This window comes from Streptomyces sp. DSM 120436 (genome assembly GCF_055778765.1).
The window spans coordinates 2,212,518-2,235,347 of the sequence record NZ_JBSKBS010000001.1; the positions used below are offsets into that span (position 1 = coordinate 2,212,518).

The window sequence follows — 22,830 nt, forward strand, 5'->3', positions numbered from 1 at the left end:
GGCGGCCCACACGGCGGTGGCCGCCGTGGAGCTCGCCGGTATCACCAAGCGCTTCCCCGGAGTCGTCGCCAACCACGACATCCACCTGACCGTCCGCAAGGGCACCGTCCACGCCCTCGTCGGCGAGAACGGCGCCGGCAAGTCGACCCTGATGAAGATCCTCTACGGCATGCAGAAGCCGGACGAGGGCACCATCACGGTCCACGGCGAACAGGTGAACTTCTCCTCGCCCGCCGACGCCATCGCCCGCGGCATCGGCATGGTGCACCAGCACTTCATGCTGGCCGACAACCTCACCGTCCTCGAGAACGTCGTCCTCGGCAGCGAGAAGCTCCACGGCATCGGCGGCAGGGCCCGCCGCCGCATCAAGGAGCTGTCCGAGCGCTACGGCCTGGACGTGCGCCCCGACGTCCTGGTCGAGGAGCTGGGCGTCGCCGCCCGCCAGCGCGTGGAGATCCTCAAGGTCCTCTACCGCGGCGCCACCACCCTGATCCTCGACGAGCCGACGGCCGTGCTCGTCCCGCAGGAGGTCGACGCGCTCTTCGACAACCTGCGCGAGCTCAAGGCCGAGGGCCTGTCCGTCATCTTCATCTCCCACAAGCTGGGCGAGGTGCTGTCCGTCGCCGACGACATCACCGTCATCCGCCGCGGCACCACGGTCGGCACCGCCGTGCCGTCCGAGACCACCCCGCGCCAGCTCGCCGAGCTGATGGTCGGCAGCGAGCTGCCCACGCCGGAGACGGCCGAGTCCACGGTCACCGACCGGCCCGTCATCACCGTCGACAAGCTGCGCCTGGCCGCCCCCGGCGGCAAGGCCCTCCTTGACGACATCAGCTTCACCATCCACGAGGGCGAGGTCCTGGGCATCGCCGGCGTCGAGGGCAACGGCCAGACCGAACTGGTCGACGCCCTCATCGGCCTGCGCCACGCCGACTCCGGCGTCATCCGGCTGGCCGACGAGGAGATCACCGCCTGGCCCACGCGCAAGCGCCGTGAGGAGGGCATCGGCTACATCCCCGAGGACCGCCACCGCCACGGCCTGCTCCTCGAAGCCCCCCTCTGGGAGAACCGCATCCTCGGCCACGTCACCGAGAAGCCCAACGCCAAGGGCATCTGGCTGGACCCGAAGGCCGCCCAGGAGGACACCCGCCGGATCGTCACCGAGTACGACGTCCGCACCCCCGGCATCGACGTCACCGCGGCCTCCCTGTCCGGCGGCAACCAGCAGAAGCTGATCGTCGGCCGGGAGATGAGCCACAAGCCGCGCTTCCTGATCGCCGCCCACCCCACCCGCGGCGTGGACGTCGGCGCGCAGGCCGCGATCTGGGACCACATCCGCGAGGCCCGCCGCGAGGGCCTGGCCGTGCTGCTGATCTCCGCCGACCTGGACGAGCTGATCGGCCTGTCCGACACCCTCCGCGTGATCTACGACGGCAAGCTGGTCGCCGACGCCGACCCGGCCACCATCACCCCGGAGGAACTCGGCACCGCCATGACCGGCGCCGCCGAGGGCCACCTCGAACACGAAGAGACCCCTGCCGAGACCCAGGCCGACCTGTCCAAGTCCGCCGAGTCTCCGGAAGACGAGGCCCGCTGATGAAGAAGTTCGACAAGGAGCGCGTGCTCCTCGCGGTGGCCGGCCCGGTCATCGCGCTCGCCGTGGCCTTCGCGCTGAGCGCGATCGTGCTGGTCGCCTCCGGCAAGAACCCGGTCGAGCCGTTCGCCCTCATGTTCGAGCAGGTCGGGTACTCGGACGTCCAGGTACTGATCCTCAACCAGGCCTCGATGTACTACATCGCGGCCCTGGCGGTGGCCATCGGCTTCCGGATGAACCTGTTCAACATCGGCGTCGACGGCCAGTACCAGCTCGGCGCGATGATGGCCGCCATCGTCGGCGCGCACGCCAACCTCCCGGCGTTCCTCCAGGTCCCCCTGCTGCTGCTGACCGCCGTGTGCACCGGCGCCTTCTGGGCGGGCGTCGCCGGCGTCCTCAAGGTCACCCGCGGCGTCAGCGAGGTCGTCGCCACGATCATGCTCAACGCGATCGCCACCTCGCTGATCGTCTACATGTGGAAGCCGGACGTCTTCGGCGTCAAGATCGGCAACAACAGCACCACCGGCGAGATGCACGAGTCCGGCTGGATCCCGGGCATCGACCTCGGCGCGGCCGGCGAGATCTACGGCCTGGTGATCCTCGCCGTCCTCCTCGGCATCGGCTACTGGGTCGTCCTCAACCGCACCCGCTTCGGCTTCGACCTGCGCGCCTCCGGCGCCTCCAGCTCCGCCGCGGCCGCCAGCGGCGTCGACCCCAAGCGCATGGTCCTCACCGCCATGCTGCTCTCCGGCGCCATCGCCGGCCTCGCGGGCCTGCCGATCCTGCTCGGCGACTCCCACACCTACAACCTCAACTTCCCCACCGGCATCGGCTTCCTCGGCATCGGCATCGCCCTGCTCGGCCGCAACAGCCCGGTCGGGATCGTCTTCGCCGCCCTGCTGTGGGCCTGGCTCGACAAGGCGTCGCCCGAGCTGGACTTCCACGGCTACGACAAGGAGATCGCGGTCATCATGCAGGGCCTGATCGTCCTCTCGGTGGTCGTCTCCTACGAGGCCGTCCGCGAGTGGGGCCTGCGCCGCCAGCAGCGCCGGGTCGGCGCCGAACTCGCCGCGGGACACGTCCTGGGCGCCGACAACAACACCACGAAGGAGGTGGCCGGCCGATGACCGCTCCGACCACAGCGACCGACGTCAACCAGCCGTCGCTGGAGCACGCCCCGCAGACCGGCCGCCGCATGTCGCTGCCCGTCCTGATGCTCGTCATCGCCGGAGGGCTGGCGCTGACCTCGATCGTGCGCCTGATCACCGGCGCCGACGGCATCACCAACGTCAGCCAGATGTCCACCGCGCTCCAGCTCGCCGTGCCGATCGGCCTCGCCGGCCTCGGCGGCCTGTGGGCCGAGCGCGCGGGCGTGGTGAACATCGGCCTCGAAGGCATGCTGATCCTGGGCACCTGGTTCGGCGCCTGGGCCGGATTCCAGTGGGGTCCGTGGACCGGCGTCCTCGTCGGCATCATCGGCGGCTGCCTCGGCGGCCTGCTGCACGCGATCGTGACCGTCACCTTCAACGTCAACCACATCGTCTCCGGCGTGGCGATCAACATCCTCGCCCTCGGCGCCACCCGCTACCTGGCCCCGCTCGCCTTCGAGGGCCACCAGGGCGGCTCCGCCAAGCAGTCCCCGGCGGTCGAGTCCCTCGGCAACTTCACCGTGCCCGGACTCTCCGACTGGCTGACCGACCTCAACGCCAAGGGCTGGTTCTTCGTCTCCGACATCGCCGGCCTGCTCGGCGGCCTGGTCACCGACGTCTCCTGGCTGACCCTGATCGCCGTCGCGCTCATCCCCGCCACCTGGTGGATCCTGTGGCGCACCCCGTTCGGCCTGCGGCTGCGCTCCTGCGGCGAGAACCCGGTGGCCGCCGAGTCCCTCGGCGTCAACGTCTACAAGTACAAGTACCTCGCCGTGATCATCTCCGGCGGACTGGCCGGCCTCGGCGGCGTCTTCCTGTCCATCGTGGCCAACCCCTTCTACCTGGAGGGCCAGACCAGCGGCCGCGGCTACATCGGCCTCGCCGCGATGATCTTCGGCAACTGGATGCCGGGCGGCCTCGCCATCGGCGCCGGCCTCTTCGGCTACACCGACAGCCTCAACCTGCGCGGCGGCTCCACCAACGTGCACGCCCTGCTGCTGCTCGGCGCGCTGCTGCTGGTCATCGGCGCCATCTGGCTGGCCGTCCGCAAGAAGTACGTCCACGCGGTGATCACCCTGATCGTCGGCGCCCTCGTCTTCGCCTGGTACGCCGGCACCAACGAGGTCCCGAGCCAGGTCGTCGCCGCCACGCCGTACGTCATCACCCTGGTCGTCCTCGCCCTCTCCGCCCAGCGGCTGCGCATGCCGAAGGCGAACGGCATGCAGTACCGGAAGGGACAGGGCAAGTGACCGCGGCCGACGACGTCGACTGGGAGGCGCTGCGCGCGGCGGCGCGGGACGCCATGTCCCACGCCTACGCCCCCTACTCGGGGTACCCGGTCGGCGTCGCGGCCCGGGTCGACGACGGACGCACGGTCACCGGCTGCAACGTCGAGAACGCCAGTTACGGACTCGGCCTGTGCGCCGAGTGCGGACTCGTCTCGGAGCTGCAGCGCACCGGGGGCGGCCGGCTCACGCACTTCACGTGCGTGGACGGCGGCGGCGAGATCCTCGTCCCGTGCGGCCGCTGCCGCCAGCTGCTGTACGAGTTCGGCGGACCCGGACTGCTGCTGGAGACGCCCGAGGGCATCCTGCCCCTGTCCGAGATGCTGCCCCAGGCCTTCGGCCCCCAGCACCTCACCAAGTAACTCCCGTGCGGCCCCTCCCGACGGCACCCGGCACCCCGGGCGGCGTCGAGCGGAGGGGCCGTGCTCTTCGCACTCCGGAAGGAACGCCAGCCATGGCCATGGACGTCATCTCCGTCATCCGCACCAAGCGGGACCGCGGCGAACTCACCGACGAGCAGATCGACTGGGTCATCGACGCGTACACCCGCGGGGAGGTGGCCGACGAGCAGATGTCGGCCCTCGCCATGGCGATCCTGCTCAACGGCATGAACCGCCGGGAGATCGCCCGCTGGACCGCCGCGATGATCGCCTCCGGCGAGCGCATGGACTTCACGTCCCTGTCCCGCCCCACCGCCGACAAGCACTCCACGGGCGGCGTCGGCGACAAGATCACCCTGCCGCTCGCGCCGCTGGTCGCCGCCTGCGGCGCCGCCGTCCCGCAGCTCTCCGGCCGCGGCCTCGGCCACACCGGCGGCACCCTCGACAAGCTGGAGTCGATCCCCGGCTGGCGCGCCCTGCTCTCCAACGAGGAGATGCTGCACGTCCTCGACACCACCGGCGCGGTGATCTGCGCGGCCGGCGACGGACTCGCCCCCGCCGACAAGAAGCTCTACGCCCTGCGCGACGTCACCGGCACCGTCGAGGCGATCCCGCTGATCGCCTCCTCGATCATGTCGAAGAAGATCGCCGAGGGCACCGGCTCGCTGGTCCTGGACGTGAAGGCCGGCTCCGGCGCCTTCATGAAGACGATCGAGGACGCCCGCGAGCTGGCCTCGACCATGGTGGGCCTCGGCACCGACCACGGCGTGAAGACGGTCGCCCTGCTCACCGACATGTCCACCCCCCTCGGTCTCACCGCGGGCAACGCCCTGGAGGTCCGCGAGTCGGTGGAGGTCCTGGCGGGCGGCGGCCCCGCGGACGTCGTCGAGCTGACCCTCGCCCTGGCCCGCGAGATGCTCGACGCGGCCGGCCTGAAGGACGCCGACCCGGCGAAGGCCCTCGCCGACGGCTCCGCGATGGACGTCTGGCGCCGCATGATCAGCGCCCAGGGCGGCGACCCGGACGCGGAACTCCCGGTCGCCCGCGAGCAGCACGTGCTGAAGGCGCCGTCCTCCGGCGTCCTGACCCGCCTGGACGCCTACGACATCGGCGTCGCCGCCTGGCGCCTCGGCGCGGGCCGCGCCCGCAAGGAGGACCCGGTGCAGGCGGGCGCGGGCGTCGAGATGCACGCCAAGCCCGGCGACCGCGTCACCGAGGGCCAGCCCCTCCTCACCCTCCACACGGACACCCCGGACCGCTTCGAGTACGCGCTCCGGTCCCTGGAGGGCTCCTTCGACATCGGTTCCGGCGCGGACTTCACCGCCACGCCGGTGGTCCGGGAACGCATCGCCTGACCTGGGCTTTCCCCTTTCGGGTGAACGGGACCGGTGGACCTCCGCCGGTCCCGTTCGTCATGCTGTACTCGGCGACGTACCGATAGGAGACCGCCGTGAGCGCACTCACCGTGAGCCAGGACCCCGAGCAGAGCTGGGACGACCTCGTCCGGTTCTGGGAGGAGATGGAGTGGCCCGAGGGCAGCAAGGTGGAGATCATCGAGGGGATCGTCACCGTGTCACCCGCTCCCGCGTATCGCCACAACGTGATCGCGGCCCGCATCCAGCGTCGCCTCTACTCCGCGATCCCCGAGCACTGGGAGATCTTTCAGACCCTCGCCGTCGCCGTGCCGTCCCGACTGGGCATGCTCATCCCGGATCTTGTGGTCGCGCCCGTGCACGACCACACCGAGTTCGAAACCCACATCCCGGCCGGTCTGGCCGAACTGGTCGTCGAGATCACCTCCAAGTCCAACACCCGCCACGACCGCGTCAGCAAGCCCGCCGCCTACGCGGCCGCCGGTGTCCCCCTCTATCTGCTGGTCGATGCCTGGGCCCCGGACGGTCCGACCGTGACGCTCTACGGTGAACCGAGGGGCGACGTCTACCGGCCGTTGAAGACCGTGAAGTTCGGCGAGCCCCTCACGCTCCCCGCCCCCCTCGGCCTGGTCATCGACACGGCCGAGTTCCCGGAGGCCTGATCACCCCGGCTCCCGCCTCGCCTGCCTCAGCAGGCTCCCGGTGTCGGTGCTGAAGCTCGACGGCTCCTTCGTGCGCGGCTTCCGGATCGAGGACCGCAGGGCGAAGGCCGGCCCGGCGGACGAGGTCATCGTCGAGGCGACGGTGCGACTCGCCCACCGGCTGGGGCTGACCGTCACCGCGGAGCGCGTGGAGACCTCCACGCAGGCCACACCGGTCAGGGCCGGCTGTACTCACGGCCCATCCTGCCCGGCCGCGTCTCCGAACTGCTCGGCACACCCCGCCGGAGGCCTGATCACCCCAGCACCGCCGCCACCGTCACCAGGACCGGGACCGACAGGGCCGTCGAGACGAGGATGGCCTCGCGGGCCAGTCGCTCGCCCACGCGGTAGCTGCTCGCGTAGGTGAAGAGGTTCTGGGCGGCCGGGAGGGCCGAGGTGACCACCACGTCCAGCAACTGTGCGCCGCGCAGGCCGAAGACGCCGGCCGCCAGTGCCCAGGCGGCCAGCGGCTGGCCCACGGCCTTCAGGCCCACGGCCAGCAGCACCGCACCGCGGTCACCGCCGCGCAGCGGCAGGGCGCTGCCGCGCAGGGAGATGCCGAAGGCGAGGAGCACCGCCGGGACCGCCATGTCGCCGATCAGCCGCACCGGGTCCCACACCGGGCCGGGGATCTCCACCCCCGACGCCGCCACGGCGACCCCCGCGAGCGACCCCAGGGCGACCGGATTGCGCACGGGGGTCAGCAGCCGCCGCCACAGGGGCTGTTTCCCGCCCGCCGTGGACAGGTCCAGGACGGTCAGCGCGATCGGCGTGACCACGACGAGCTGGAACAACAGCACCGGCGCCACCAGTGAGGCGTCGCCGAGCACGTACACGGCGATCGGGATGCCCAGGTTGCCGGCGTTGACGTAGCCGGAGCACAGGGCGCCGATGGTGGTACGGCCCACACCCCAGCCGCGCGCCACGCCCACCGCGACGAAGACGCCCGCCACCGCGGCCGTGCTCACCGCGGTGACCAGCAGACGGCCGGAGAAGACCACCGACAGGTCCGCGCGGGCGAGCGTGGTGAACAGCAGCGCCGGGGACGCCACGTGGAACGCCAGGGTGGTCAGCACCTCGCCGCCCTGCGCGCCGAGATCCCCCCGCCGGCCGATGACGTAGCCGACGCCGATGACGACGGCGATCACCAGGAACCCGCTCAGCACCCCCTGCACGGCGGCTCCCCGTGGCGGCGGAGGGCACCGGACACCAGGGGCGGAGATGATCTGTGGCGCATACAGCCAACCCTCCGTGGAGGGCCGCGCCCGGTCAATGTGATCCTCGGCGCCGCGCGATGAGTTACCGGTCCCCGGCCGGTCTACCGGTCGTGGACGCCATGACACCGCCCGTACTCGTGCTCAGCGGCCCCCTCACCACGGACGAGGTGAGCGGGCCGTGCCAGGCGCTGCGCGCCCTGCTGGAGGGCGGGGGGCGCGGCGGTGTCGTGGTGTGCGACGTCGCCGGGCTGGGGCCGCCGGGCCTGGCCGCCGTGAACCTGCTGGCCCGGCTGCAGCTCACCGCCCGCCGGGCCGGCGGGCGGATCCGGCTGCGCGCCCCCTCCCCGGCGCTATGCGCCCTGCTCGACCTCGTCGGTCTCCGCTTCGAGACGGAGGGGCAGCCCGAACAGCGGGAACCACCGCTGGGTGTCCAGGAAGCAGTGGAACCCGGTGATCCGGCCGTCTGAGATCTCCAGCGCCTGCACCGCCCACGGCGTGTGTCCGCCGTTCTCCGGGTCGGGCTTGTACTGCGCGAACCCGGGCAGGCCGTTGACCTCGACGGGCACCAGCCGCGAGTTCGCGCACGCGGCGCCCAGCGTCGTCATGAAGCCCGTGATGTCCTCGGCGCCGGTCAGCCACAGGTCGAATGGCGGCATCGTCATGACGGCGTCCTCGTGCAGCAGCGCGGTCAGCGCCGACATGTCGTACCCCTCGAAGGCGGCCACGTAGCGGTCGAGGAGCTTCTTCTGGTCCTCGTCCAGCGGGTCGGAGACCGCCGCGTCGGCGCCCGCCTCCCGGCGCTCGGCGAGCGTCGCCCGGGCCCGCTGCAGCGCGCTGTTGACCGACGCGACCGACGTGCCGAGCAGCTCGGCGACCTCGCTCGCCTTCCAGGCCAGCACCTCGCGCAGGATCAGCACCGCCCGCTGCCTGGCGGGCAGTTGCTGCAGCGCCGCCATGAACGCCAGCCGCACGGACTCCTTGGCGACCGCGGCCTCCGCCGGGTCGGCGGGGGTGGGCAGCACCCGGTCGTCGGGCATGGGCTCCAGCCAGGTGTGGTCGGGGCGGGGGGAGAGGGCGGCCCGCGCCAGCGGCGTGGACTCCGTCAGGTCCATCGGGCGGGCGCGCTTGTTGCCCGCGGACAGCATGTCCAGGCAGACGTTGGTCGCGATGCGGTAGAGCCAGGAGCGGAGGCTGGACCGGCCCTCGAACTTGTCGAGGCTGCGCCAGGCACGGACCATCGTGTCCTGCACCGCGTCCTCGGCCTCGAAGGCCGAGCCGAGCATCCGGTAGCAGTACCCGGTCAGCTCGACCCGGTACTGCTCCAGCGTGGCGTCCGGATCCGTCGTCGCCGTGCCGTTCGTCATCGTCCACCCACCCCAAGCGCACTCGTGGCGGCGCGCCGTCGCGTCCACCACCTCGGAAGCTACCGCAGCCCACTGACAGCGGCCCTCCGAGTGGACGAATCCGCAGGTGAGGGGCAGGGCGGGACCGGCCGTGCGTGCGCCCCAGGGACAGCCGTCAGGCGGTGCGGGCCTCCCCGGCGCGGACCGCCGCCCGGGTCCCGGCCAGGGTGATCCCCGCGACGCCCGTCACGGCCACGAGCCCGACCGCGACCGTCCCGGCCCAGCCGCCCGCGTGGAAGGCCAGCGCGCCCACCGTGCTGCCGGCGCTCGACCCGATGTAGTACGCGGACTGGTACAGCGCCGCCGCCTGCGCCCGGCCCTCCGTCGCGGTCCTGCCCACCGCCGACGACGCCACCGCGTGCCCCGCGAAGAACCCGGCCGTGATCAGCACCAGGCCCAGCAGCACCACCGGCAGCGACCCGGCCAGCGACAGCAGCAGCCCGGCCGCGGTGGTCGCGCCGCCCGCGTACAGGGCGCCCCGGCGGCCCAGCCGGCCCACCAGCCGTCCGGCCGCGGACGCCGAGACCGTGCCGACCAGGTACACCAGGAACACCGACCCGGCGACACCCTGCGGCAGCGAGAACGGCTCCTCGGTCAGCCGGTACCCGATGACCGTGTACACGCCCCCGAACACCGTCATGAACAGCGCGCCGATCGCGAACAGCCGCCGCAGCAGCGGGTTCGCCAGGTGACGGCGGACCGTGCCGGCCAGCACGCGCGGCGCGAGCGACCCGGGCCTGAAGTGCCGCGGCGCCGGCAGCAGCAGCCGGAAGGCCACCGCGCACGCCACCGCGACGACGCCGATCACGCCGACGGCGACCCGCCAGCCCCACTCCTGCGCGACCCATCCGGTGATCACCCGGCCGCTCATCCCGCCGACGCTGTTGCCGGCCACGAACAGCCCGATCGCGGTCACCAGCGCCTTCGGCGTGACCTCCTCCGCGAGGTACGCCGTCGCCGACGCGGGCAGCCCGGCCAGCGCCGCGCCCTGCAGCGCCCGCAGCGCCACCAGCGCCCCGAGCGACGGGGCGAACGGCACCAGCAGCCCGAGGGTCACCGCGACGGCCAGCGAGGCCGTCATGACCGTGCGCCGTCCGAACCGCTCGGACAGGGCGCTCATCGGCAGCACGAACAGCGCCAGGCCGCCGGTCGCCGCCGACACCGTCCAGCTCGCGTCGCTCGCACTGACCGTGAAGTCGCCGGAGACCAACGGGAGGAGGGCCTGGGTGGAGTAGAGGAGCGCGAAGGTCGCGACGCCCGCGAGGAACAGGGCGAGACTCATCCGGCGGTAGCCGGGGCCGCCCGGGGACATCCGGGTCTCGTCGGCGGGCGGCGGGGAGGAGGGAACGGATGCGACGGCGTCCACGCGGGCGGACGCCCCGGTACTGGCGGGAGTCATGCCTCGAACGTACGGAGGCCTCCGCTCATCCGTCCAATGCACGGAATCGCCATAATCGTTCCCATGGAGCATCAGCAGAGGTCAGGCGGTCGGCTGTCACGGACCGGTGACATACGAGACAGGGAGGAGATGGCGCGGCTGCTCGCGCCGCGCCTCGCCCACTTCGCCGGGGTGGCCCGCACCGAGCACGTCACCCGGGCCGCCCAGGAGATGCAGGTGCCGCAGTCCACCCTCTCCCGCGCCCTGGTCCGGCTGGAGGAGGACCTCGGCGTCGACCTGTTCGCCCGGCACGGCCGCACCGTCTCCCTCACCCCGGCCGGCCGCACCTTCCTCGCCTCCGTCGACCGCGCCCTGGACGAGATCGGACGCGCCGCCGAGGAGGTCCGCGCCGACGCCGACCCCGCCACCGGCAAGGTCGCCTTCGGCTTCCTGCACACCATGGGCGCCGAGACCGTGCCCGGCCTGCTGCACGCCTTCCGCGCCGACCACCCGGGCATCCGCTTCAGCCTGGTGCAGAACCACGGCGAGGCCATGCTGGAGGGACTGCGCGCGGGCGAGCTCGACCTGTGCCTGACCTCGCCCGTGCCGTCCGCCCCGGACCTGGTGGCCCGCCGCCTCGACGAGCAGAAGCTGCGGCTGGTCGTCCCCGCCGACCACCGCCTCGCCGACCGCCGCCGGGTCCGCCTGGCCGAGGCCGCCGACGAGACCTTCGTGACCCTGGAACCCGGCTACGGACTGCGCCGCATCACCGACGACCTGTGCGCCCGGGCCGGCTTCGCGCCGCGCATCGCCTTCGAGGGCGAGGAGGCCGAGACCCTGCGCGGCCTGGTCGCGGCCGGCCTGGGCGTGGCCCTGCTGCCTCCGCCCCCCTTCCCCCGCCCCGGCGTGGCCGAACTGGCGGTGACCGCCCCCAGGGCGGCCCGCGAGATCGGCGTGGCCTGGCCGGCGGGCCGCCCGGACACGCCCCCGGTGGCGGCGTTCAAGAAGTTCCTGCTGTCGAAGCGGGGGAGCCTGCTGCCGGGGTAGCAGGGGGGCGGCCTCAGCGCCGTGACGACGTCCCGAACCCCGCCGCCAGCGGCATCCGCAGCCCCAGCGGCGGGGGCGCCGCCAGCGCGTCCTGCACCGGGCGGGAGAAGGCCCGCCCGAACAGCACGCCCACCACGAAGTCCTCGACGAGCGCCAGCACTTCCTCGCGGTACTGGCTCAACCCGTGGCTGTCCGCGTGCACTTCGAAGCGGCACACCTCACGGTTGGCCTTCTTCGCCCGTGCCGCCAGCCGGAAGGACAGTTCGGGGTCGGTCCGCGCGTCGTTCGTGCCGTGCACGATCAGCACCTGCCGGCCGGCGAGCTGCCGCACCGGTTCGGCCGGGGCCGTCCCGTCCTCCTCCGGCAGCCAGGGGGCCAGCGCCACCACGGAGGTGACGGCCTCGTGGCCCGCCGCGCGCAGCGCCGCCCTGCCGCCCATGCCGAGGCCCACCAGACAGACGGGCACGTCCCCGTAGCGCCGCACGGCCTCGTCGGCGGCCCAGGCGGCGTCGTGCGCGAGGCGCGCCTCGTCGCCGTTCCAGCCGCGGTAGCGGTAGTGGACGGCGTGGACGGCGAGATGCCGGTCCCGTCCCGCGCGGGCCAGCCGGCGCCCCAGGCCGCGTACGGGGACCGCCGCCATCGGCGAGGGTCTGCGGGCGGAGGCCTCCTCCCCGTTCGGGAGCAGCAGCACCACCCCGTTCACCGTGGCCGGCTCCGCGCCGAGCGCCCTCCCCAGCCGGGCCGTGCGGACCGGCGTCGCTTGCTGTGCCATGGCTGAACATTCTCAGAAAACAGGGGCACGCGACCCGTCCGTGCGGTCACCTTTCCGTATCGGCACGTTTGCGCGCCGGGTGATCTACGCGCGTAGGAGTTATGGTGCGGAGATGACGAGCCAGACCATCGCGAACGCCCCGACCGCGGACCGGATCCGCCGGGCGCCCAAGGTTCTGCTGCACGATCACCTCGACGGCGGACTGCGCCCCGGCACCGTCGTCGACCTGGCCCGGGAGACGGGTTACACAGGCCTGCCCCACACCGATCCCGACCAGCTCGCCCTGTGGTTCCACCAGGCCGCCGACTCCGGCTCCCTGGAGCGGTACCTGGAGACGTTCGCGCACACCGTCGGCGTCATGCAGACCCGCGACGCGCTGGTCCGGGTCGCCGCCGAGTGCGCCGAGGACCTCGCCGAGGACGGCGTCGTCTACGCGGAGGTGCGCTACGCGCCCGAGCAGCACCTCGCCGGCGGGCTGACCCTGGAGGAGGTCGTCGAGGCCGTCGACGAGGGCTTCCGCCAGGGCGAGCGGCGGGCCCGGGAGAACGGCCACCGCATCCGCGTCGGCGCCCTGCTCACCGCGATGCGGCACGCCGCCCGCGCCCTGGAGATCGCCGAACTCGCCAACCGCTACCGCGACCTGGGCGTCGTCGGCTTCGACATCGCGGGCGCCGAGGCCGGCTACCCGCCCACCCGGCACCTCGACGCCTTCGAGTACCTGAAGCGGGAGAACAACCACTTCACGATCCACGCCGGCGAGGCGTTCGGGCTGCCGTCCATCTGGCAGGCGCTCCAGTGGTGCGGCGCGGACCGGCTCGGGCACGGGGTGCGGATCATCGACGACATCCGGGTGCGCGACGACGGCACGGTGGAGCTCGGCCGGCTCGCCGCCTACGTCCGGGACAAGCGCGTCCCGCTGGAGCTGTGCCCCAGCTCCAACCTCCAGACCGGCGCCGCCGCCTCGTACGCCGAGCACCCGATCGGACTGCTGCGCCGGCTGCACTTCCGGGCCACGGTGAACACCGACAACCGGCTGATGTCCCACACCAGCATGAGCCGCGAGTTCGAGCATCTGGTCGAGGCTTTCGGGTACACGCTCGACGACATGCAGTGGTTCACCGTCAATGCGATGAAGTCCGCGTTCATTCCTTTCGATGAACGGCTGGCGATGATCAATGACGTGATCAAGCCCGGATACGCAGGGCTGAAATCCGAATGGCTGTTCCGTCAGACCGCTTCCACCAGCGATTCCTCCCCCAAGGGCGGCTGAAAAGCGCATCACCGGGAAAGGTGAGCGCGCAACGCTTTCACCATCCGTCCGTATTTCGATGTTTGCGGCGGGCGGGGATGCCTGATTACGGTCACAGCACCGCTCACATCCCCGTATCCCATGTCGAGGACGCCTTTCATGAAGCAATCTGCTGCCAAGACCCTCGGTGTCGCCGCTCTCGGTGCCGCCTTCGCCGCCGCCGGTGCGGGCGCCGCCCAGGCGGCCCCGGCCCTGCCGGACGCCCCGGGGCTGGACACCGTCACCCAGGCCGTGCCGGCGGACCAGGTGTCCAGCGCGCTGCCGGGCCCGGCCGAGGCGCTGTCGACGGGCCAGGACGCGGCCGGCAAGGGCCTCGGGGCCGCCAAGCCGGTCGCCGACGAGCTGGGCTCCAAGGTCCCGGGCGCCGGTCTCCTCGGCGGGCTGCCGCTGAACCAGCCGCCGACCCAGGGCCTCAACGTCAACGGCGTCCCGCTGGGCGGCGGCCGCTGACCTCCCCGGTCGACGACGGGCCGATGGGGCGCACCCGGGAACGGGTCGCGCCCCATCGGCGTGCTCGGAGGTACACGGTCCCGTGCGAGCCTCGGGGAGACGATGCCGGAGGGGACCGGGCGGACGGCGCGCGGCGCCTCGGGGGTGAGGGCGCCGCACGGCCGCCCTACCAGGCCGTGCGGGCCTTGTCCCCCGAGGGCAACAGGATCCACAGCGCCAGGTACAGCAGGAACTGCGGGCCCGGGAGCAGGCACGAGACCAGGAACACGACGCGCATCGTCTTCGCGGAGGTGCCGAACCGCCGGGCCAGCCCGGCGCAGACACCGCCGATCATCCGGCCGTCGGTCGGGCGGGCGAGGCTGCTCATCGCGACTCCTTCGTGAACGGTGCGAGGCCGCCTGTCCGGCTGCCTCCGTACCTCCACGTTACGGAGACGAAGGGGGCAAAGCGTCACTCCACGGGGCGATCCCGACCCTGGGAATCGTCGGGGTCCGCCCCGGAGGGGCCTCCTCCCGCAAGGCGGCCCCGTCCGTCCCCAGGACCACCCGGCGGCGCAGCCGGGCACGTCCCGCGGGCACCACGGCGGCGTGGACGAGCGCGGCGCCCGCCGTGTTCAGCAGCAGCGAGTCGACGTCCACCACCTGGCCCGGCACCGCGGTCTGCAACAGCTCCACGGCCAGCGACACCAGAGCGGCCGCGGCCATGGTGCGGATCAGCGAGCCCAGCCGGGACACGGCCAGCCGGCCCCCGGCCATCGGCAGCAGCACGCCCAGCGGCGCGAGCAGCGCCATCGACTCCCCGGTCCGGCGCAGCCCCGTCGCCCAGCCCAGCGCGAAGTCGGCCCGGATCCCGTCCAGCGGCCGCAGATTGGCGGGCATCACCCACGGAACGTCCAGGGGGCGCAGCGTGTACCAGGCGACGAACGCCAGATGCGCGGCCAGGAGAACACCTCCGGTCACACGGATACGGGATGCGGCGTTGCCGCCGATGAAGCCTTGACGCTGCACGACCCCCAAGACGCGGCGTGCGCCTCGGCCGGTTCCGGGGGGTCACCCGTTCCACGGCTGAGGCGTGCGCCACACCGCGGCGCCGTCCCTCCGAGCGCCTGGCGGGTCAGCCTCCGAGGGCTTCCGCGGAGGGCGGTTTCCCCGCCGCCGGACGGGCCCGTACGTCGTCCGTGCACCGGTAGCGGCGCGGCGTCGCCTCGTCGGGGCCGCCCAGGATCACCGAGCCGTCGCCCTCGGCCGCGGCCGAGTCGGAGAAGGTGCACACGATCTGCGCGAGCGCCGTGGCCGACAGCTCGGCGGGCGGCGTGCTCAGTCGCAGCGTGTCCTCCGGGTCGCCGGCCCGCGGCCCGGTCACGGTCGTCCCGGGCCGTACCCGCGTGGTGTAGCCGGCCTCCCGTTCGGCGGCCGTCGGCTCCCGCGTCAGCTCGTCCATCAGGCCCTGCGCGACCAGCACCCGGCGCGCGTCCGTGGCGCCGTCCCGCACCCGCACCGCCCGGTCCACGGCCACCAGCGACGGCCCGCACACCAGGAACACCTGCACCACCAGCCCGCCCGCGGTCCGGCCGGACCCCTCCGGCTCACCCAGCGAGCAGCCCACCCGCGAGGGCGCCGGACCGAAGTCGGTCGGCACCTCCGTGGCCCGGATGCCGCACCCGGACAGCAGCGCGCCCAGCGCCGCGGCCCCCACGACGGCCGACAGGGCCGCCCTGCGTCGTCCTCTCATCAGGCGTCCCCCTCGGCGCCCTCGGTCCCGGCGTCGCCGGCCTTCTCCCCGGACTCCGCGGCGGACACGTCCCGCGGCAGCCGCAGGGTGAACACGGCGCCGCCCTCGGGCGAGTTGACCGCCGTGATCTCGCCGCCGTGGATGTGCGCGTTCTCCAGTGCGATGGACAGGCCCAGACCGCTGCCCTCGGAGCGCGGCCGGGAGGCGCTGGCCTTGTAGAAGCGGTCGAAGACGTGCGGCAGGACCTCCTCCGGGATGCCCGGCCCGTGGTCCCGCACCTGGATGACGACCGTGTCGTCCGCCGCGCCCGCCCCCTCGGCGCCCTCGGCGGGCTCCTCCCGCACGGACACCCGTACCGGCGAACCGCCGTGCTTGAGCGCGTTGCCGATCAGGTTGGCGAGGATGACGTCCAGCCGGCGCGGGTCGAGCCGGGCGTGGATGCCGCGCTCGGCGTCCAGCTCCACCGCGTCCAGCCAGGCCCGCGCGTCGATGCAGGCGGTTATCTGGTCGGCGACGTCGACGTCGTCGAGGACCAGCCGGGCGGTGCCCGCGTCGAAGCGGGTGACCTCCATCAGGTTCTCCACCAGGTTGTTCAGCCGCCGCGTCTCGCTCACGACCAGCCGCACCGCGGGCTGGATCATCGGGTCGATGCCGCCGCCCTCGAACTCCAGCTCCTCCTCGAGGACCTCGGTGACCGCGGTGATCGCGGTCAGCGGGGTGCGCAGCTCGTGGCTCATGTCCGCGACGAACCTGCGGGACGCCTCGTCCCGCGCCGCCATGTCCGCGACCCGCTTCTCCAGCGCCTCGGCGGCCTTGTTGAACGTCCGTGAGAGATCTGCCAGTTCGTCGGTGCCCGACACCCTCAGCCGGGTGTCCAGCTTCCCCTCCCCGAGCCGCCGCGCGGCGGTCCCCAGCCGCTGCACCGGCTTCAGCACGGTCGTCGCGGCGGCGTGCGCGAGGAGGGCGGAACCTATCAGCGCCAGACCGGTGGCGATCCCCAGCGACCAGGCCAGCGAGCTCAGGTCCTTCGCCTCCGGCTCCAGCGACTTCAGCATGTAGCCGGTCGTCCCGCCGCCGATCAGCCTGGTCCCGGCCACCAGGTACGGGGTGCCGTCCTCGACGATCCGCTGCCAGTACAGGCGGTGCGGGTACGCGTTGCCGGACGTGATCTTCTGCCGCTCGGTCACCGCCTCGCGCAGCGACTCCGGCACATCGCCCAGCGAGAAGCCGTTCAGCCCGCCCGAACTGCCGTACACCGTCTGGCCCTCGGGGTTCTCGGCGACGAGCAGCACGGTGAAGCGCTGGCTGCTGTTGGCCATCTGCCCGGCCGTGCGCTGCAGTTCGTCCTGAGCGGGGTGCTCGGGCAGCGCGCCCGCGCGGTTCTGCATCTCCTTCTCGAAGTCGCGCAGCACCGCGTCCTGCGTGCGGGTCAGCACCGACTCGCGGTTCAGCCAGTACGCGATCCCGGACGCGGACACGGCGGCGGTCAGCGCGACCAGGCCGAACACGACGACCAGCCGCAGGCGCAGGCTCGTGAGGCGCAGCCGTGACCAGACTCCCTTGCGCGCCGCGGACCAGCCGCGGCTCCCCTCCTGGTGCTCCTGTGTCACTGAGGCGGATCCAGCCGGTAGCCGACACCGCGGACGGTGCGGATCAGCGTCGGGGACGACGGCACGTCCTCGACCTTGGCCCGCAGCCGTTGGACGCACGCGTCCACCAGCCGCGAGTCGCCGAGGTAGTCGTGTTCCCACACCAGCCGCAGCAACTGCTGGCGGGACAGCGCCTGTCCGGGCCGCCGGCTCAGCTCCAGCAGCAGCCGCAGCTCGGTCGGTGTGAGCTGGAGGTCCTCGCCGTTCTTCGTCACGGTCATCGCCGCGCGGTCGATGACCAGACTGCCGAAGGTCGCCGAGTCGCTGGACTCGCGCTCCCCGCGCCGCAGCACCGCACGGATCCGGGCGTCCAGCACCCGGCCCTGCACGGGCTTGACCACGTAGTCGTCGGCGCCGGACTCCAGGCCGACCACGACGTCGATGTCGTCGCTGCGCGCGGTGAGCAGGATGATCGGCAGCTGGTCCGTGCGCCGGATGCGGCGGCACACCTCGAAGCCGTCGATGCCGGGCAGCATCACGTCCAGCACGATCAGGTCCGGCCGGTGTTCGCGCAGCAGCTTCAGACCGTCCTCACCACTGGCAGCGGTCGCCACGCGGTGACCCTGGCGCGTCAGTGAGAGCTCCAGGGCCGTGCGGATGGCGTCGTCGTCCTCGATCAGCAACAGGGAAGGCACGCGCTCATTCTGGCCCATGGAGGGCTTCCTGTTCGACCCGTGCGCCAGGCACGCCCCCCGGGCCCGGCACGTGCCGCTTCGCGCCCCGCGAACGGTGAGGGACGTGCGCGGTCACGGCGGCCGGCCCCTGTGACAGGTCTGTGACAGTCGGCGGACACGGCCATGAAAGTGGCGCGGCAAGCTTTTGCACAGCACAACGGCAGGCAGAACACCGGAAGTCCACGACGGGGGGCGCGAGATGAACACGCTGCACGGCACCAGCACCAGCGCAGTGGTCACGCGTCTGCACGACGTGCACCGGGGTTCCGGGAAGTCCGGCGCCGCGGGCATGCGGGGGTGCGCTCGCGGCGCCGGGCGTCAGCACACCGCGATCATGGCGGTGGTTGACGCGTCCACGGGGGACGCCGACGGGGGAAGCGCGTACAGGGAGGAACCGGGGGAGCGCCGCTCGGTGAGCGAGGCGGAGTTCACCGCCTACGTCCAGGAGCGCCGCGCCTCCCTGTACGCCACCGCCTACCACCTGACCGGCGACCGCTTCGAGGCCGAGGACCTGCTGCAGAGCGCGCTGTTCTCGACCTACCGGGCGTGGGACCGGATCAGCGACAAGGCGGCGGTCGGCGGGTACCTCCGCCGCACCATGACCAACCTGCACATCAGCGCGTGGCGCCGCCGCAAGCTGAACGAGTACCCGACCGAGGAGCTGCCGGAGACGGCCGGCGACACGGACGCGATGCGCGGCACCGAGCTGCGCGCCGTGCTGTGGCAGGCGCTGGCCCGGCTGCCCGAACTCCAGCGCACCATGCTGGTCCTGCGCTACTACGAGGGCCGTACGGACCCGGAGATCGCGGACATCCTCAACATCAGTGTCGGCACGGTGAAGTCCAGCATCTGGCGGTCGCTCCGCCGACTGCGCGAGGACGAGGTCCTCAGCTTCGGCCGTGACGAGGAGAACGCCTTCGGGGAGCTCGTCGCCTGAGGGTTCGGGGGACCAGGGGGGACCGAGGGGAACCGGGGGCTCCCGGGCCGGAGGGGCCGGGAGCGTGAGACGGGGGGACCGCCAGGACGTCGGGGGGCGTCCGCGCGGTGAACGGGGGACCGGGGGGTCCGGGGGAGCGAGGGGGGCACCACGGGGGGTGCGGAAACAGCGGGACTGCGCAGGGCCGGGGGGCCCGTCACGCGGTCCCGCTTTTTCGTGTCGTGCCGCCTGGGTCGAAGCGCGTCCCGCGGCCGCTCAGGGGGCGCCCGTCGGCGCCGGACGTCCGGCGACCGCCGCGGCGGCCAGCCGGCTCAGCGCCTCCTCGCGGTCGCAGGCGTACGCGCCCAGCGCCGTCTGACGGGCGACGATCGACCGCTCGAGACGCATCAGCCGCCAGCCGCGCCGCAGCAGGAACGGCACCGACTTGCGGCCCTCCTTCAGGTCCCGCAGGAAGCGCCGCCGGAACGTCCGCACCGGACCCCGGCTCAGGCACAGCGCGTCGGCCAGCAGCCCCAGCTCCCGGCAGCGCTCCACGATCTCCGCGGCGAAGATGCCCTCGGCGATGAACAGCGGCGTCCCGCCGATGTCCACGGTCGTCTCACCGGTGCGCGCGCTCAGCGCGATGTCGTACACCGGGACCTGCGCGGTGCGCGTCCTGCACAGGTGCTCGATGACGGCGACCGCGGTGTCCGCGTCCCAGGAGGCGGGGTCGTCCCAGTCGATGTCGGAGGTGCCCGCCACCAGCGGCAGCGTCGGGTCGTCGCCCTCCTTGTAGAAGTCGTCCAGGCGCAGCACCGGGAGGCCGGAGCGGGCCGAGACGAGGGACTTGCCGGAGCCGGAGGGGCCGCAGAGCAGCACGACTCGCGCGGATAGGGGCGACTGGGAACTCACGGGACACCAGTGTGAGGCATCGCGCGGGCGGTGTACGACCCGGCGGCCCGGCTTTGAAGCGCGCGTCACATCTCCACTACGCTGCGCGTCGGACCGTTGACCCTGCGAAGTCAAGAGGTGGCACAGCGATGGCCCGACACAAGGCACCCAGGACGTCCGCCGTCCGGCGGGGTACGGCCGTTCTCGCGGCGGCCGGGGTGGCGCTCGGCGTCGGGGCGGCGGCCGCGTCCGCCGCGGAGGCGCGGCTGCTGCCCGACGACGCCGGCCAGGTCGTGGGGACGGTCGCGGACCTCAAGCCCAACCCGCTCGCGGGCACCGGCGTGGACCCGCTCGACAACGGCGTCGCGACGCAGGTCGCCGACTTCCGCGCGGTGGACTCGCGCGAGGTGACCGGCCCGGTCGCCCAGGCGGAGTCGGTGGACGGCATCCCGGGGGTGGCCCCGGCCACGGACGCGCTCAGGGGCTGACCGGGCGCGCACGACACGGCGGAGCGCCGTGCCCCTCCCGGGTGGAGGAGGGGCACGGCGCTCCCGCCGTGCGGGCCGGGGGCGGCTCAGTAGGCGGAGCCGGACGCGCCCAGCGAGCCCGTCGGGTGCCAGACCGTCTTGGTCTCCAGGAAGGCCGTCATGCGGTCCGTGCCGGGCGTAGCCGCCCAGTCGTCCACAGGCTGTGGACGCAGGACGCGCTTCAGGTTGTCCGCCGCCGCGATCTCCAGCTCCTTCGCCAGCGCCTCGTCGGCGCCCGCCAGGTCGATCGCGTTGACGTCCTGGTGCGCGGCGAGCGGCGCGGCGATCTCCGCCGTGCGGCCCGAGAGGATGTTGACCACACCGCCGGGCAGGTCGGAGGTGGCCAGCACCTCGCCGAGCGAGAGCGCCGGGAGCGGGTGCTTCTCGCTCGCGACCACCACCGCCGTGTTGCCCGTCGCGATCACCGGGGCGACCACGGAGACCAGGCCCAGGAAGGACGACTCCTGCGGGGCGAGGACCGCCACCACGCCGGTCGGCTCCGGGGAGGACAGGTTGAAGAACGGGCCCGCGACCGGGTTGCCGCCGCCCACCACCTGGGCGATCTTGTCGGTCCAGCCGGCGTACCAGACCCAGCGGTCGACCGCCGCGTCCACCTGCGCCGCCGCCTTCGACCTCGACAGGCCCTCGGCCTCGCCGACCTCCCGGACGTACTGGTCCCGGCGGCCCTCCAGCATCTCCGCGATCCGGTACAGGATCTGGCCGCGGTTGTACGCCGTCGCGCCGGACCAGGCGCCGAACGCCTTGCGGGCCGCGACCACCGCGTCACGGGCGTCCTTGCGGGACGACTGCGGTGCGTTGGCCAGCCACTCGCCCTTGGCGTCAGTCACCTCGTACACCCGGCCGCTCTCGGAACGCGGGAACTTCCCGCCGACGTACAGCTTGTAGGTCTTGAAGACGGAGAGTCGCTCGGTCTTCTCGGGCTTGTCAGACATCGAGGTACGCCTCCAGGCCGTGGCGGCCGCCCTCGCGGCCGAAGCCCGACTCCTTGTAGCCGCCGAACGGCGAGGTCGGGTCGAACTTGTTGAACGTGTTGGACCAGATCACGCCCGCGCGGAGCTTGTTCGCCACCGCCAGGATCCGCGAACCCTTCTCGGTCCAGATGCCCGCCGACAGGCCGTACGGGGTGTTGTTGGCCTTGGCGACCGCCTCGTCGGGCGTGCGGAACGTCAGCACCGACAGCACCGGGCCGAAGATCTCGTCACGGGCGATGGTGTGCGCCTGGGTGACGCCCGTGAACAGCGTCGGGGCGAACCAGTAGCCGTTCTCCGGAAGTTCGCAGGCCGGCGACCAGCGCTCGGCGCCCTCCGCCTCGCCCTGCTCGGCCAGCGCGGTGATCCGCGCCAGCTGCTCCGCGGAGTTGATCGCGCCGATGTCGGTGTTCTTGTCCAGCGGGTCGCCGAGGCGCAGTGTGGACAGCCGGCGCTTCAGGGAGTCCAGCACCTCGTCGTGGACCGACTCCTGGACCAGCAGGCGCGAGCCCGCGCAGCAGACCTGGCCCTGGTTGAAGAAGATGCCGTTGACGATGCCCTCGACGGCCTGGTCGACCGGCGCGTCGTCGAAGACGATGTTGGCGCCCTTGCCGCCCAGCTCCAGCGTCAGCTTCTTGCGGGTGCCCGCGACCGTGCGCGCGATCTCCTTGCCGACGGCGGTCGAACCGGTGAAGGCGACCTTGTTCACGTCCGGGTGGGCGACCAGCGCGGCCCCGGCGCGGCCGTCACCGGTGACGATGTTGACGACGCCCCTCGGCAGACCCGCCTGACGGCAGATGTCCGCGAAGAACAGGGCCGAGAGCGGGGTGGTCTCGGCGGGCTTCAGCACCACCGTGTTGCCCGTCGCGAGCGCGGGGGCGATCTTCCACGCCAGCATGAGGAGGGGGAAGTTCCAGGGGATGACCTGGCCGGCCACGCCCAGCGGCCTCGGGTGCGCGCCGTAGCCGGCGTGCTCCAGCTTGTCGGCCCAGCCCGCGTAGTAGAAGAAGTGCGCGGCGACCAGCGGGAGGTCCGCGTCACGGGTCTCCCTGATCGGCTTGCCGTTGTCCAGGGTCTCCAGGACGGCCAGCTCGCGGCTGCGCTCCTGGATGATCCGGGCGATGCGGAAGAGGTACTTCGCGCGCTCGGAGCCGGGGAGCGCCGACCACTTCTCGAAGGCCCTGCGGGCGGCCTTCACGGCCCGGTCGACGTCCTCCTCCGCGGCCTCGGCGACCTCGGAGAGGACCTCCTCCGTGGAGGGGGAGACGGTCTTGAAGACCTTGCCGCCGGCCGCCTCGGTGAACTCGCCGTCGATGAACAGGCCGTAGGACGGGGCGATGTCGACGACCGAGCGGGACTCGGGCGCCGGGGCGTAGTCGAAAACAGGTGCCATGG

At 72.7% G+C, this 22,830-nt stretch carries 24 protein-coding genes and 1 pseudogene; 13 read left to right on the forward strand and 12 right to left on the reverse strand.

Annotation, left to right across the window (positions count from 1 at the left end):
- The first annotated feature begins 16 nt into the window (after window positions 1-16).
- The 7 genes and pseudogenes from ACWH4W_RS10220 to ACWH4W_RS10250 form a co-directional block, all read left to right on the forward strand.
- Entirely contained in the window at window positions 17-1,597 is a 1,581-nt protein-coding gene (locus ACWH4W_RS10220; protein WP_473075449.1) for an ABC transporter ATP-binding protein, read from the forward strand.
- Window positions 1,597-2,721, forward strand: a complete 1,125-nt coding sequence (locus ACWH4W_RS10225; protein ID WP_473075450.1) for an ABC transporter permease — start codon at window positions 1,597-1,599, stop codon at window positions 2,719-2,721. The genes ACWH4W_RS10220 and ACWH4W_RS10225 overlap by 1 nt, the downstream gene beginning before the upstream one ends.
- On the forward strand, window positions 2,718-3,992 hold the full coding sequence (locus ACWH4W_RS10230; protein WP_473075451.1) for an ABC transporter permease: 1,275 nt from the start codon (window positions 2,718-2,720) through the stop codon (window positions 3,990-3,992). Before ACWH4W_RS10225 ends, ACWH4W_RS10230 begins: the two co-directional genes overlap by 4 nt.
- Window positions 3,989-4,390 (forward strand): cytidine deaminase, encoded by a 402-nt coding sequence (locus ACWH4W_RS10235; RefSeq protein WP_473075452.1) that lies wholly within the window; start codon window positions 3,989-3,991, stop codon window positions 4,388-4,390. The genes ACWH4W_RS10230 and ACWH4W_RS10235 overlap by 4 nt, the downstream gene beginning before the upstream one ends.
- A 98-nt stretch (window positions 4,391-4,488) precedes the next feature.
- A complete protein-coding gene (locus ACWH4W_RS10240; RefSeq protein ID WP_473077462.1) occupies window positions 4,489-5,763 on the forward strand; it encodes a thymidine phosphorylase in 1,275 nt (424 codons plus the stop codon).
- A 95-nt stretch (window positions 5,764-5,858) separates the two neighbouring features.
- Window positions 5,859-6,443: a Uma2 family endonuclease gene (locus tag ACWH4W_RS10245; protein ID WP_473075453.1), complete on the forward strand. Its 585-nt coding sequence runs from the start codon at window positions 5,859-5,861 to the stop codon at window positions 6,441-6,443.
- A 10-nt stretch (window positions 6,444-6,453) separates the two neighbouring features.
- Window positions 6,454-6,719: pseudogene (locus ACWH4W_RS10250) on the forward strand (EAL domain-containing protein); the annotation flags it as partial.
- Window positions 6,720-6,736: 17 nt separating this feature from the next.
- On the opposite strand, the gene ACWH4W_RS10255 reads toward ACWH4W_RS10250, so the two are convergent.
- The gene (locus tag ACWH4W_RS10255) at window positions 6,737-7,657 is read right to left on the reverse strand and encodes an AEC family transporter (protein ID WP_473075454.1); all 921 of its coding nucleotides are present in this window, start codon (window positions 7,655-7,657) and stop codon (window positions 6,737-6,739) included.
- A 161-nt stretch (window positions 7,658-7,818) separates the two neighbouring features.
- On the opposite strand from ACWH4W_RS10255, the gene ACWH4W_RS10260 reads away from it, so the two are divergent.
- Window positions 7,819-8,166 carry an STAS domain-containing protein gene (locus ACWH4W_RS10260; RefSeq protein ID WP_290011381.1) on the forward strand — a complete coding sequence of 116 codons (348 nt, stop codon included), beginning with the start codon at window positions 7,819-7,821 and terminating at the stop codon, window positions 8,164-8,166.
- Here ACWH4W_RS10260 and ACWH4W_RS10265 read toward each other — a convergent pair.
- A complete protein-coding gene (locus tag ACWH4W_RS10265; protein WP_473075455.1) occupies window positions 8,050-9,063 on the reverse strand; it encodes a sigma-70 family RNA polymerase sigma factor in 1,014 nt (337 codons plus the stop codon). The two genes, ACWH4W_RS10260 and ACWH4W_RS10265, sit on opposite strands and share 117 nt — an antisense overlap.
- 154 nt (window positions 9,064-9,217) lie before the next feature.
- Window positions 9,218-10,501: an MFS transporter gene (locus ACWH4W_RS10270; RefSeq protein ID WP_473075456.1), complete on the reverse strand. Its 1,284-nt coding sequence runs from the start codon at window positions 10,499-10,501 to the stop codon at window positions 9,218-9,220.
- 63 nt (window positions 10,502-10,564) lie between these two features.
- On the opposite strand from ACWH4W_RS10270, the gene ACWH4W_RS10275 reads away from it, so the two are divergent.
- Window positions 10,565-11,527, forward strand: a complete 963-nt coding sequence (locus tag ACWH4W_RS10275) for a LysR family transcriptional regulator (protein ID WP_473075457.1) — start codon at window positions 10,565-10,567, stop codon at window positions 11,525-11,527.
- 13 nt (window positions 11,528-11,540) lie between these two features.
- Here ACWH4W_RS10275 and ACWH4W_RS10280 read toward each other — a convergent pair whose 3' ends face one another.
- Window positions 11,541-12,299 (reverse strand): alpha/beta hydrolase family protein, encoded by a 759-nt coding sequence (locus tag ACWH4W_RS10280; RefSeq protein ID WP_473075458.1) that lies wholly within the window; start codon window positions 12,297-12,299, stop codon window positions 11,541-11,543.
- A gap of 112 nt (window positions 12,300-12,411) precedes the next feature.
- On the opposite strand from ACWH4W_RS10280, the gene ACWH4W_RS10285 reads away from it, so the two are divergent.
- Window positions 12,412-13,569, forward strand: a complete 1,158-nt coding sequence (locus tag ACWH4W_RS10285) for an adenosine deaminase (protein ID WP_473075459.1) — start codon at window positions 12,412-12,414, stop codon at window positions 13,567-13,569.
- A 138-nt stretch (window positions 13,570-13,707) separates the two neighbouring features.
- Window positions 13,708-14,058, forward strand: coding sequence for an ATP-binding protein (locus tag ACWH4W_RS10290; protein WP_473075460.1), 351 nt, complete (start codon window positions 13,708-13,710; stop codon window positions 14,056-14,058).
- A 166-nt stretch (window positions 14,059-14,224) separates the two neighbouring features.
- Here ACWH4W_RS10290 and ACWH4W_RS10295 read toward each other — a convergent pair whose 3' ends face one another.
- From ACWH4W_RS10295 to afsQ1, 5 genes are all read right to left on the reverse strand, one after another.
- Window positions 14,225-14,425, reverse strand: coding sequence for a PspC domain-containing protein (locus tag ACWH4W_RS10295; RefSeq protein ID WP_473075461.1), 201 nt, complete (start codon window positions 14,423-14,425; stop codon window positions 14,225-14,227).
- 58 nt (window positions 14,426-14,483) lie between these two features.
- A complete protein-coding gene (locus ACWH4W_RS10300; RefSeq protein ID WP_473077463.1) occupies window positions 14,484-15,065 on the reverse strand; it encodes a VanZ family protein in 582 nt (193 codons plus the stop codon).
- A gap of 106 nt (window positions 15,066-15,171) precedes the next feature.
- Window positions 15,172-15,789: a hypothetical protein gene (locus tag ACWH4W_RS10305; RefSeq protein ID WP_473075462.1), complete on the reverse strand. Its 618-nt coding sequence runs from the start codon at window positions 15,787-15,789 to the stop codon at window positions 15,172-15,174.
- Window positions 15,789-17,399 (reverse strand): ATP-binding protein, encoded by a 1,611-nt coding sequence (locus tag ACWH4W_RS10310; protein WP_473075463.1) that lies wholly within the window; start codon window positions 17,397-17,399, stop codon window positions 15,789-15,791. The genes ACWH4W_RS10305 and ACWH4W_RS10310 overlap by 1 nt, the downstream gene beginning before the upstream one ends.
- On the reverse strand, window positions 17,396-18,073 hold the full coding sequence (gene afsQ1, locus ACWH4W_RS10315; RefSeq protein WP_473075464.1) for a two-component system response regulator AfsQ1: 678 nt from the start codon (window positions 18,071-18,073) through the stop codon (window positions 17,396-17,398). Before afsQ1 ends, ACWH4W_RS10310 begins: the two co-directional genes overlap by 4 nt.
- Before the next feature lie 238 nt (window positions 18,074-18,311).
- Here afsQ1 and ACWH4W_RS10320 point away from each other — a divergent pair, with 238 nt between their 5' ends.
- Window positions 18,312-19,049, forward strand: a complete 738-nt coding sequence (locus ACWH4W_RS10320) for a SigE family RNA polymerase sigma factor (protein WP_473075465.1) — start codon at window positions 18,312-18,314, stop codon at window positions 19,047-19,049.
- Window positions 19,050-19,304: 255 nt separating this feature from the next.
- On the opposite strand, the gene ACWH4W_RS10325 is transcribed toward ACWH4W_RS10320, so the two are convergent.
- A complete protein-coding gene (locus ACWH4W_RS10325) occupies window positions 19,305-20,009 on the reverse strand; it encodes a uridine kinase family protein (RefSeq protein ID WP_473075466.1) in 705 nt (234 codons plus the stop codon).
- A 59-nt stretch (window positions 20,010-20,068) separates the two neighbouring features.
- Here ACWH4W_RS10325 and ACWH4W_RS10330 point away from each other — a divergent pair, with 59 nt between their 5' ends.
- Window positions 20,069-20,407 (forward strand): hypothetical protein, encoded by a 339-nt coding sequence (locus ACWH4W_RS10330; RefSeq protein ID WP_473075467.1) that lies wholly within the window; start codon window positions 20,069-20,071, stop codon window positions 20,405-20,407.
- A gap of 86 nt (window positions 20,408-20,493) precedes the next feature.
- Here ACWH4W_RS10330 and ACWH4W_RS10335 read toward each other — a convergent pair whose 3' ends face one another.
- Both ACWH4W_RS10335 and ACWH4W_RS10340 read right to left on the reverse strand, forming a co-directional pair.
- Complete coding sequence (locus ACWH4W_RS10335) at window positions 20,494-21,399, reverse strand: aldehyde dehydrogenase family protein (RefSeq protein WP_473075468.1); 906 nt, start codon at window positions 21,397-21,399, stop codon at window positions 20,494-20,496.
- The gene (locus tag ACWH4W_RS10340; RefSeq protein ID WP_473075469.1) at window positions 21,392-22,828 is read right to left on the reverse strand and encodes an aldehyde dehydrogenase family protein; all 1,437 of its coding nucleotides are present in this window, start codon (window positions 22,826-22,828) and stop codon (window positions 21,392-21,394) included. Before ACWH4W_RS10340 ends, ACWH4W_RS10335 begins: the two co-directional genes overlap by 8 nt.
- Between the last annotated feature and the right edge of the window lie 2 nt (window positions 22,829-22,830).